Annotated in this window: 7 protein-coding genes; 5 read left to right on the top strand and 2 right to left on the bottom strand. The window is 73.0% G+C overall.

Going from position 1 to position 10,788, the window contains the following annotated elements:
* Positions 1-328 precede the first annotated feature (328 nt).
* The 3 genes from ACRX5S_RS36610 (at position 329) to ACRX5S_RS36600 (ending at position 4,050) form a co-directional block, all read left to right on the top strand.
* Positions 329-1,687, top strand: coding sequence for a S1C family serine protease (locus ACRX5S_RS36610; protein WP_436777559.1), 1,359 nt, complete (start codon positions 329-331; stop codon positions 1,685-1,687).
* A gap of 219 nt (positions 1,688-1,906) precedes the next feature.
* Entirely contained in the window at positions 1,907-2,632 is a 726-nt protein-coding gene (locus tag ACRX5S_RS36605) for a response regulator transcription factor (RefSeq protein ID WP_436777558.1), read from the top strand.
* Entirely contained in the window at positions 2,629-4,050 is a 1,422-nt protein-coding gene (locus ACRX5S_RS36600) for an ATP-binding protein (protein WP_436777557.1), read from the top strand. Before ACRX5S_RS36605 ends, ACRX5S_RS36600 begins: the two co-directional genes overlap by 4 nt.
* Here ACRX5S_RS36600 and ACRX5S_RS36595 read toward each other — a convergent pair.
* Positions 4,041-5,438, bottom strand: a complete 1,398-nt coding sequence (locus tag ACRX5S_RS36595) for an ABC transporter substrate-binding protein (RefSeq protein WP_436777556.1) — start codon at positions 5,436-5,438, stop codon at positions 4,041-4,043. The genes ACRX5S_RS36600 and ACRX5S_RS36595 overlap by 10 nt on opposite strands.
* Before the next feature lie 51 nt (positions 5,439-5,489).
* Positions 5,490-6,746 carry a hypothetical protein gene (locus ACRX5S_RS36590; RefSeq protein ID WP_436777555.1) on the bottom strand — a complete coding sequence of 419 codons (1,257 nt, stop codon included), beginning with the start codon at positions 6,744-6,746 and terminating at the stop codon, positions 5,490-5,492.
* Positions 6,747-7,190: 444 nt separating this feature from the next.
* On the opposite strand from ACRX5S_RS36590, the gene ACRX5S_RS36585 reads away from it, so the two are divergent.
* Positions 7,191-8,465 carry a glycosyltransferase gene (locus ACRX5S_RS36585; RefSeq protein ID WP_436777554.1) on the top strand — a complete coding sequence of 425 codons (1,275 nt, stop codon included), beginning with the start codon at positions 7,191-7,193 and terminating at the stop codon, positions 8,463-8,465.
* Positions 8,462-10,720, top strand: a complete 2,259-nt coding sequence (locus tag ACRX5S_RS36580; RefSeq protein WP_436777553.1) for a glycosyltransferase family 39 protein — start codon at positions 8,462-8,464, stop codon at positions 10,718-10,720. Before ACRX5S_RS36585 ends, ACRX5S_RS36580 begins: the two co-directional genes overlap by 4 nt.
* The last annotated feature ends 68 nt before the right edge of the window (positions 10,721-10,788 follow it).

Genomic DNA, 10,788 nt, shown 5'->3' with positions numbered 1-10,788 from the left:
GTCGCGCACCTCCACGTCGTCCCGAGTCTCGACACCCTTGTCCGTGTGCAGGATCGCGCGCATGTACTTCTCCTCTTAGCCGATCGGCCCCCGGAGATCCCCAGGCGACCGGCTCCGATTTAGCCACCGGCCCCTGCAAGGGTCAAGGGCGTCCGTCACCCGACATCGGGGAATGGCGCAGGTCGCGGCCGGTGGGGCCGGGGGGCGTCAGAGTGGCGTCGCTTGGCGGGCGGACGGTCGCGGGGGGCCGTGCCGGGGCGGGGAGATTGAGGCGACCCTTCATGGCGCGCTCAGCCGATTCTCAGAAACCGGGCCGAAGCTCGGATTCATGGACACGACACCACGGAACCCCGGTCAGGACCCGAACACCGACGGGTCGTCTGAGGCTGCTGTGCCGCAGGAGGCGGCGTACGGCGACGCCTCCGCACCGCCGCCGCCTCCGGCCGCCGCGCGGTATGGCCCGCTCCCCGCCGGGACGGGCGCGGACGCGGGTGCCGGGACGCCCGCTCCCGAGTACGCGGCCTCCGGCGAGGAGACTCCGCTGTTCGCCATCGGCCCGCCTACTCCGGGGTACGACGCGTCGGCGGATCCGGACGGCGACGCCCGGGCGAGCGGCGGGGCGGACGGTGGGTCGGTTCCGGACGGGTCGGGTGCGGACGGGTCGCTTCTGGGCGGGTCGGTTCCGGACGGGTCGGGTGGGGCCGATGCGCTCGGGGACGGTCGGCCCGGGGGCGATCCGGGTGGGACCGGCACGAGTACGACGTACTCCTTCGGCCCGCCCTCGGACGAGGCCGCGGGCACCGCCGCGCCGAAGCGGTCGGCGCTGCGGCGGCGCGGCGTGGCCGTCGTCGTGGCGGCCGCGCTCGCCGCCGGGCTGCTGGGCGGCGTGGCCGGCGGCTGGGTGGGGGGCGGGTTCGACGACGACTCGTCGTCCTCCTCCTACACCGCCACCGGCAGCGCGCCGGTGCAGTCGGTGGCCGACAAGAGCCTCACCGGCGTGGCCGCGGTCGCCCGGGCCGTCACTCCGAGCGTGGTCGAGATCGGCGTCAAGACGCGGCGCGGCACGTCCGGCGGCTCCGGCATCGTGCTGAGCGCGGACGGCAAGATCCTCACCAACGCGCACGTCGTGGACGGCGCCGACGGCGGGACCATCACCGTCACGTTCTCGGACGGGCGTACCGCCGAGGCCAAGGTGCTCGGCACCGACACCGCCAGCGACCTGGCGATCCTCAAGGTCGACGGGGTCGACAACCTCAAGCCGGCGACCCTCGGCGACTCGGACTCCGTCGCGGTCGGCGACCCGGTCGTCGCGATCGGCTCCCCCGAGGGTCTGACCAACACCGTGACCTCCGGCATCGTGAGCGCGCTCGACCGCGAGGTGACCGTGCCGTCGGCGGACTCCGGGCAGGACAGTCGGCTGCCGTTCGGCGGGACGTACGACAGCACCGCGCAGTCGGAGGGGACGACGTACCACGCCATCCAGACCGACGCGTCGATCAACCCCGGCAACTCCGGCGGCCCGTTGCTGGACATGAGCGGCCGCGTCATCGGCATCAACTCGGCCATCTACTCGCCGACCTCGGGCTCGCTCGGCGGCGACGCCGGCAGCGTCGGCCTCGGCTTCGCGATCCCGGTCAACCAGGTGAAGGCCCTGCTCGGCGACCTGGAGTCCGGCGCCAAGGCGTGAGCGTACGTGCGAGCCGTGCCGCGACACACCGCCCCGGCACCGTCCGCCCTACGGCGCGGCGGTGCCGGGGCATGGCAGCGTGAACCACCGGACACCGCCCCCGTCCGCAACGCCGCCGCCCGCAACGCTCCCGAACGCCGAGCCCCCGCCCGTCGCGCGCCCGAACGCCACGTGCCCGACACAGGAGATCCCGTCCCCGATGAATCCCATGAGTCCCCGATGAGCGGCCCCGCGCCCGCCGCGCGCATCCTCGTCGTCGACGACGAGCCCGCGGTCCGCGAGGCGTTGGAGAGCAGCCTGCGGTACGAGGGCTACACCGTCGCGCTCGCCCCCGACGGGCTCGCCGCCCTCGACGCGCTGGAGCGGGAGGTTCCGGACCTGGTGATCCTGGACGTGCTCATGCCGCGCATGGACGGCCTCACGACCGCGCGGCGGCTGCGCGGGCGCGGCGAGACCGTGCCGATCCTCATGCTCACCGCACGCGACGCGGTCGGCGACCGGGTGACGGGGCTCGACGCGGGCGCCGACGACTACCTTGTGAAGCCGTTCGAGTTGGACGAACTCTTCGCTCGGGTACGGGCATTGCTGCGCCGCAGCGCAATGGTCGGGCCCGCCGGCGATGCCGCCGACGACGCCGTTCTGGCGTTCGCCGACCTGCGCATGGACACCCGTTCGCGCGAAGTCACGCGCGGCGGGCGGACGATCGAGCTGACCCGCACCGAGTACACGCTGATGGAGTTGCTGCTGTCGCATCCGCGCCAGGTGCTGACGCGTGAGCAGATCCTGCGCAACGTCTGGGGGTTCGACTTCGAGCCGTCCTCGAACTCGCTGGACGTGTACGTGATGTACCTGCGGCGCAAAACGGAGGCCGGTGGCCTGCCGCGCCTCGTGCACACGGTGCGCGGGGTGGGATACGTGCTGAGGGCGCCGGAGGGTTCGTCGTGAGGCGCCACCTGCCGCTGCGCGCCCGGCTCGCCCTCATGACGGCCTCGGCGGTGGCCGTCGCGATCATCGGGGCCTCGATCGCGTGCTGGTTCCTGACGCGGGACCAGTTGATGCATCAGATGGACGAATCACTACGGGCAGTGCCGCCGCCTCCTGTGGTGCGCCTGTCCACTTCGTCGGATGGATCCGGCTGTGAATTCGTCAACGAGCGGGGCCCCGTGCTCGTCCAAACCGACGACAGCAACAAGGCACGGACGTTCGAGACGCGGCAGATTGTCCGGCCCGACGGGACGGTGTGCGTCTCGGAGTTCGCCTACGAGATCCCGCCCACGCAGGCCGACCTGGACGTCGCACAAGGCCTGCGACGCGAGTCGCTGCACGACGCCACCGACGCCGACGGGACCCACATGCGGGTCTTCGCTCGGGCCATCCCTTCACCCGAAGGTGTGCAGGCGTTCATCCTGGCTCGGCCCTTGACCGATATCGACGAATCCCTCAAGAACCTCGGCATCCTCCTCGGCATCGTCTCCGGCATCGGCATCCTCGGTGCCGCGACGACAGGGGTCCTCGTGGCCCGTGCCGCTCTCAAGCCGGTCGACCGGTTCACCGACGTGGTCGAGCACATCGCGCGGACCGAGGACCTCGACACCACGATCCCGGTCGAGGGCAAGGACGAAATCGCCCGGCTCGGAACCTCGTTCAACGCGATGACGAGCGCGCTCAAGGCGTCCCGCGAGCGGCAGCAGCGCCTGATCGCCGACGCGGGCCACGAACTCCGCACGCCGCTGACCAGTCTGCGCACCAATACCGACTTGCTGCTGCTCAGCGAGGAGCAGAACCGGCCGCTGCCGGACTCCGACAAGCAGCGCCTGCTGCGCAACGTGCGTGGCCAACTGCGCGAGCTGTCGGGCCTGGTCGTCGACCTCCTCGAACTTGCCCGCCCCGACCGGGCGCGCAATGCGCCCGCGCGCGGCGTCGCCGCCCTGCACGCGGCGGTGGAGAACGCCGTCGAACGCGCCAAACTCCGCGGTCAGGAGGTGGAGTTCGTGGTCGACGTCGAGCCGTGGCACGTGCGCGGCGAGGAACAGGAGTTGGAACGCGCCGTCCTGAACCTGCTCGACAACGCGGTCAAGTTCGGGCCGCCCGATGGGGCCATCGAAGTCCGGCTGCGCGACGGTGAGTTGACCGTACGCGACCACGGGCCCGGCATCGATCCCGCGGACGCTCCGTACGTCTTCGAGCGGTTCTGGCGCTCCGCGAGCGCCCGCGCGCTGCCCGGTTCGGGCCTCGGGCTGGCGATCGTGGCCCGCACGGTCGCGGAGAGCGGCGGCACGGTCGGGCTCGAACCGGCCGAGGGCGGCGGTACGTTGGCCCGCCTCCGCCTGCCGGGCACCGACCGGGCGCCCGGTCAGGGGTAGGCGGACTGCCGCGCCTGCTCCAGGTCCGCGAGGATCGCGTCGAGGTCGGCGGGGTTGGCGACGTACGCCAGGACGGCGCGGTGGAACGCCCCGCGCATCGGCCCCGGCATACGGTCGGACGCGTCGAAGCGGATCGCCTCCGCGTCGGCGAGCGCCTTGCCGAGTCGCTGCGCGACGGGGTGCGAGGGGTACGCGTTCGGCGGGACACCGCGGTTCGCGCTGAGCGACCCTTCGCGGACCCACAGCGTCTGCGCCTCCGTACCGGCAAGGTAGGCGATCAACTCCCGGGCCTCCGGGGTGTCCTTGAACATCGCCATCACGTCGCCGGCCACCTCGCGAGGCGGCGCGGCCGCTCCGGCGCCGGAGGACCCCGGCGCCGCGAACGCCGGGAACGGCACGAAGTCGTAGTCCACGCCGGGCACCGGGCCGCCGGGGGCGGAGCCGTACCAGCCCGCGGCGAACGACGCCTGGTGCTCCAGGCCGCACCCGGGCTCGGCGGCCACGAGGTCGGCGCCCGCGCGGTCGTACGGGGTGAGCAGCGCGCGCATCGGGCCGCCGGAGCCGACCTGGACCGTTCCTGTGGCGCGGGCGGCGCTGCCCGAGCCGGTGGCGCTGCCCGAGCCTGTCCCTGTGCCGATGGCCAGCAGGTCGCCCCACGTGCGCCAGGCCCCGGCGACCTCGGGCGAGGTCCACTCCAATTTGCCGTCCACCCACCGGTCGTAGGCCTCCGGGCCGTAGCGAGCCAGCATGATGTCCTCGATCCAGTCGGTGCCGGGCCACCCGGACGCCGAGCTGGACGCGAGGCCGAGGCACCACGGCCGGACGCCGTCGGACGCCAACTCCCCGGCGACACTCGTCATTTCCTGCCAACTTGTGGGCGGGGCCAGGTTGCGTTCGGAGAGGGTCCTCGGGTCGTACCAGAGCAGGCTCTTGAGGGCCGCCTTGACGACGACCGCGACGCGCTTGCCGTCGACGCGGCCCAGGGTCACCCAGTCGGCGGCGTAGTCGCGGTCGCTCTCTGCGAGGCCGGGCACGGCGTCCAGCGACACGAGGCGGTCCGACCGGGCGTACCGGATCAGGTTGCCGGGCGAGGAGATCGCGGCCAGGTCGGGCGGGGTGCCGGCCTCGACGCGGGCGGCGAGCACGGCGTCGACGTCGCGGGTCCCCTCGTAGCGCACGTCGATGCCGGTACGCCGCTCGAACGGCGCCACGACGCGCTCGAACGCCTCCTCCTCGGCGCCGGTCCAGGTCCCGAGGACCGTCACCGTCGGGCCGTCGCCGTCGTCCGCGCACGCCGCCAGGCCGGTCGCGCACGCGGCGGCGGCGAGCACGATCGCGGTGCGGCGGCGCAGCCGGGAGCGCATCCCGGCACGTGTGCCGGTGCGCATGCCAGAGCGATTGCCGGTGCGCTTCCCGGTGCGCTTCCGGAACCCCATGCCTCAGCCCCCCGTCCGATACTCGTCCCACCTGCGCCACAACCCCCACAGCCCGGCCACGAGCATCCCCAGGCACAGCAACGGGCCGCCCACGGCGAGTCCTTGGTCGTCGGACGCGGTGGCAAGGCGCCGCTCGGTGTCGCGGCGCGTCTCGGCGATGGCGTCGGCGATGTCGTTGTCGGCGTCCTCGGCAACTGCGGTGAGTGTTCCGGAATCACCGCCGATCACCAGGTCGACACTTCTCTGGTCCTGCGGGGTGTGGTCGGTACCGTCCGGTTCCGGCCCGAAGCCCCGGCCGCGCAACTCCCCGACGATGCCCGCCATTTCCGCTGCCTTTGCGCGTACTGTGGCCTCCGGCCCGGCGGGGTAGGCGAGTTCGCGCAGCGCGGCGTCCGCGGCGGCCCGGTGGTCGACGCCGACCCCGCGGGTCACCAGCGCCAACGACTCCGCCCCGACGACGCGTTGCACCGCGGTACGGGCCTGCCACAGCTCGGCGAGGCGGGTCACGCCCGGGCCCGCGGCGGTGTCGATCCGCTCGCGCGTGCGGGCGGCGTTCGAGAGGTCCCATGCGGACAGCACGAGCAACCCGACGAGGACCAGCACGAGCGGCGGGTTGATGTGCCTCCGGAACCGGCGCCGCAGGTACCACAGCGTCGTCACGACCAGGACCAGCCCGGCCGCGGCGCTCACCGCGAGGGGAGCCATGGCGGTCGGCGAGGTCCAGTAGTCGTCCCGCGTCTCGCGGATCGCGGCGAGCTCGCTCTCGCGCAACTGCCCTACCCGGGCGAGGATTCCGGTGTCCGGGGCGTGCAGCAGGTCGGACGCGTACGCGATCCCGGCCACCGCGCGCGGCCCCTCGCCGCCGGACTGGGCCATGCCGACGAGGCTGGTGAACTCGATGATGAGCCCGTCGACGGCCCGGAGTTGGGCCAGTGTGCGGTCGGATCCGTCGAGCCGCTCGCGCGCGTCGGCGAGCGCCTGCCCGGCGGTCTTGACGGCGTCCTGGTAGTCGGTCCCCGGACCGGTCAACGGGAAGGAGCCGGAGGCGAGTTGCCCGACCGCTGCCCGGTCGGCAGCGGTCAGTGCCTCGGCGACCTGCTCCAGCGCCAGCACGGCGGGCAGCCGCCGCTCCCGCAACCGGTCGGCGTCCTCACCGGCCCGGACCACCCGCGTCCAGGACGCCGCGGCGACCAACAGGACGGCGGTGACGAGCAGTACGGCCAGCAACCGCAGTCTGTGCGGCGTCGTACGAGGCACCACGGAGCACGCTCCCCCCTCGGCCGGACCACCAACCCTAGGAACCCCCGCCCCGAGAAGCCACACGGCACTCCCCGTTGACGTGGGACTACGCATCGTGTAGGCCAACCGGCAGGGCGGCGAACAGGCGGCCGTGACCCGCAACGCGGATGGGCGGACGCGTGGAACGACACGCACTCCAAAGCCGCGGCGCTCCGGACCACAAGATGCCGCACCGACACAACGCGGAGTCCGGTCGGGACCACGGCAGGGCAGACCGTACATCCGCCCCGTGGCCCGCGAGCTTCGACGGCAGGGTTCACCGGGTGACGTGCGACGTGGGCGCGCAGGAGTTGCCGGCGGACGCGAAGGGCCCCTGGCGGAACATCCGTCCCCGGTCCGGCATTCTCATCCGGCGTTAAGGATCGGCTCAGGCGCCTCCCAGTCCCCGCGCCGAGCGTGGGGCCCATGAACCACTCGCCCGCACACTCGACAGCACTGGACACCGGTGCCGGGACGGACGGACCGCCCGGCGTGCCGACGCCGTCCACCGCCCGCCGGCAGCGGCTCGTGGACGTGGTCGTGCCGGTCTACAACGAGCAGCACGTCCTGGAGCGGAGCGTCACCCGGCTGCACGCCTACCTCCTGGCCGAGTTCCCGTACGCCTTCCGCATCACCGTCGCCGACAACGCCAGCGTGGACGACACCTGGAAGGTCGCCTCGCGCCTCGCCCGCGAACTGCCGCACGTGCGCGCCGTGCACCTCGACCTCAAGGGCCGCGGCCGCGCGCTGCGGCACGTCTGGGCGGCGAGCGACGCCGATGTGGTCGCGTACATGGACGTCGATCTGTCCACCGACCTCGACGCCTTCCTCCCGCTCGTCGCGCCGCTGCTCAGCGGGCACAGCGACATCGCGATCGGCAGCCGCCTGTCGCGCGGTTCGGCCGTTGTCCGGGGCCCCAAGCGGGAGTTCGTGTCCCGCACGTACAACCTGCTGCTGCGCACGACGCTCGCGGCGCGGTTCACCGACGCGCAGTGCGGCTTCAAGGCGGCCCGCAGTGACGTCGCGCGGGCGCTACTGCCGCTGGTCGAGGACGAGGCGTGGTTCTTCGACACCGAACTGCTGCTGCTCGCCCAGCGGTCCGGGCTCCGCATCCACGAGGTCCCGGTGGACTGGGTGGACGACCCGGACAGCCGCGTCGACGTGGTCCGCACCGCCGTGGACGACCTGCGCGGCATGGCCCGCGTGGGCCGCCGGATTCTCGGCGGGACGTTCCACGCCCCCATGTCGGCCCGCACGCAGGCTGCCAGGCTGCCCACCGGAATGCGCCGCCAACTGCCGCGCTTCGCCGCGGTCGGCGTCCTCAGCACCCTCGCGTTCATGGGGCTGTACGCGCTCCTCCGCACCGGCCTCCCCGCCCTCGCCGCGAACGCGCTCGCGCTCCTCGTCACGGCCGTCGCGAACACCGCGGCCAACCGCCGCTTCACCTTCGGGGTCCGCGGACGCTCGCACGCACTGCGCCACCAGGCCCAGGGCGGCATCGCGTTCGTCCTCGGCCTCGCCGCCACCAGCCTCGCGCTCGGCGGCCTGCACCTGCTCGCCCCCGACGCGTCGCGGGGCGTCGAACTGACCGTCCTCGTCCTGGCCAACGCACTCGCGACGCTGGTCCGCTTCCTTCTGCTGCGCGTATGGGTGTTCCGCACCGCCGCGCCGCCCGACACCACTGCCGAGGTCTCCAGGTGACCACGACCCATCCCGAACACACCGCGTCCGTCCCCAGACTGACGGCCCCTCAGATCGCCCGCGACCGCACCGTGCGGTTCGTGCGCGGCAACGAGGCCGACCCGCGCTGGGTGCGCCCCTCGCTGCTGGGCCTGCTGCTGCTCACCGGGGTCCTGTACGTCTACAGCCTCGGCGAGTCCGGCTGGGCCAACTCGTTCTACGCCGCGGCCGTCCAGGCCGGCAGCGAGAGTTGGAAGGCGATGTTCTTCGGCTCGTCGGACGCGGCGAACTTCATCACCGTGGACAAGCCCCCGGCCTCGCTGTGGGTGATGTCGCTGTCCGCCCGGGTCTTCGGCATGAACTCGTGGAGCATGCTGGTGCCGCAGGCGCTCGAAGGCGTCGCCGCCGTCGGGCTCCTCTACCTGACGGTGCGTCGACGCTTCGGGCCCGCCGCGGGGCTGATCGCAGGTGCGGTGATGGCGTGCACGCCGGTGGCGGCGCTGATGTTCCGGTTCAACAACCCGGACGCGCTGCTCGTGCTGCTGATGGTGGCCGCCGCATACGCCGTGCTGCGCGCCCAGGAGACGGCGTCGACGAAGTGGCTTGTCTGGGCGGGGGTGTTCCTCGGCTTCGGCTTCCTTACCAAGATGATGCAGGCGTTCATCGTGGTGCCCGCCTTCGCCGTCACCTACCTGCTGTTCGCGCCGACCGGATGGTGGCGCCGCGTATGGCAGTTGTTGGCCGCGGGCGGGGCGCTGATCGCCTCGGCGGGCTGGTGGATCCTCACCGTCGAGCTGTGGCCGGAGTCGTCACGCCCGTACATCGGCGGCTCGCAGCACAACTCGATCCTCGAACTCACTCTCGGCTACAACGGTTTCGGACGCCTCAACGGCGAGGAGACCGGCAGCGTGGGCGGTGGCATGCTGACGCTCCCCAACGGTGCGGCGCCGGAGGCGGGCGGCGGCAACATGCCGGTGATCCGAGGCGGTTGGGGGGAGACCGGCTGGGACCGCATGTTCAACACCGAGAACGGCGGCCAGATCGCGTGGCTGATCCCGGCCGCGCTCGCGCTGACCCTCGCCTGCCTGTGGGTCACGCGCCGCCGGTCGCGACTGGACGGGCAGCGCGCGGCGTTCGTGCTGTGGGGCGGCTGGCTCCTGACGACGCTGCTTGTGTTCAGCTACATGAAGGGCATCTTCCACGCCTACTACGACGTGGCCCTCGCCCCGGCGGTGGGCGCGCTGGTCGGCATGGGCGGCGTGCTGCTGTGGCAGAAGCGCCGGTCGTGGAAGGCCGCGGTGTTCCTGGCCGCGACGGTGGCGGGGTCGGCCTGGTGGGCGTACGTCCTGCTCGACCGCACCCCCGACTTCCACCCGTGGCTGCGGTACGCGGTCCTGGCCGCGGGCGGTCTCGCGGCGGTCGGCATCCTCGCCACCACGCGCTTGGCGGCCCGTACGGTCGCGGTGGGCGCGGCCGGCCTGACGCTCACCGCCGTCCTCGCGGCGCCGGTCGCGTACTCGGTCGAGACCGCCAGGACACCGCACGAGGGCTCGATCCCGACGGCCGGTCCGGCCGGCTTCGGCGGGCCGGGCGGCATGGAACGCGTGGGCGGGCCGGGGCTGTTCCTGATGGGCCCCAACGGCCGGCCCATCACGGTGCCGAACGGTCGGGTGCCGGCCGGTCAAACACCGAACGGCCAGGCGCCGGACGGCGGGCAGGCTCCCGGTGGCCAGGCGCCCGACGGGCAGGCCCCCCGCGGCCAGGCCCCCGACGGGCAGCAGCCGAACGGCGGGCCGGGCGCACCGCAGGGCGGCTCCGCACCCGACGGCACCAGGCAGGGCGGCGGCCCGCAGGGCGCACCGACGACACCGGGCTACGGCCGCATGGGCGGCCCGGGCGGGCTGCTCAACGGCAGCAAGCCCGGCAAGGAGGTCACCGACCTGCTCAAGAAGAACGCCTCGGACTACACCTGGGTGGCGGCCGCGGTCGGCTCCAACAGCGCCTCGGGCTTCCAACTCGCCACCGGAAAGCCGGTCATGGCGCTCGGCGGCTTCAACGGCAGCGACCCGGCCCCGACCCTGGAGGAGTTCCGGAAGATCGTCGCCGACGGCAAGGTCCACTACTTCATCGGTGAAGGCGGAGGCATGACCATGAACCGCATGGGCGGCAGCGGCGCCTCGCAGGAGATCGCCCAGTGGGTCGCGGCCAACTTCACCGCGCAGACGGTGGACGGAACCACGCTGTACGACCTCACCCAGCCGAAGACGGCGTCCTGACGAGCCGTCACCCGTAGGGGTGAAATCGGCGTGCACCGTGTGTGGGTCGCGGTCCGGGGGCGGACCGC

The sequence above is a fragment of the Yinghuangia sp. YIM S09857 genome (genome assembly GCF_051388915.1).
Classification (GTDB): Bacteria; Actinomycetota; Actinomycetes; order Streptomycetales; family Streptomycetaceae; genus Yinghuangia.
Note: the sequence above shows the minus strand (reverse complement) of the source record. Positions and strands in the feature narration are given on the sequence as shown.

Excerpts from the sequence above, each read along its gene's own strand:
- ACRX5S_RS36595 (WP_436777556.1), bottom strand. The coding sequence starts at position 5,438 with ATGCGCACCGGCACACGTGCCGGGATGCGCTCCCGGCTGCGCCGCCGC.
- ACRX5S_RS36585 (WP_436777554.1), top strand. The coding sequence starts at position 7,191 with ATGAACCACTCGCCCGCACACTCGACAGCACTGGACACCGGTGCCGGG.
- ACRX5S_RS36605 (WP_436777558.1), top strand. The coding sequence starts at position 1,907 with ATGAGCGGCCCCGCGCCCGCCGCGCGCATCCTCGTCGTCGACGACGAG.
- ACRX5S_RS36610 (WP_436777559.1), top strand. The coding sequence starts at position 329 with ATGGACACGACACCACGGAACCCCGGTCAGGACCCGAACACCGACGGG.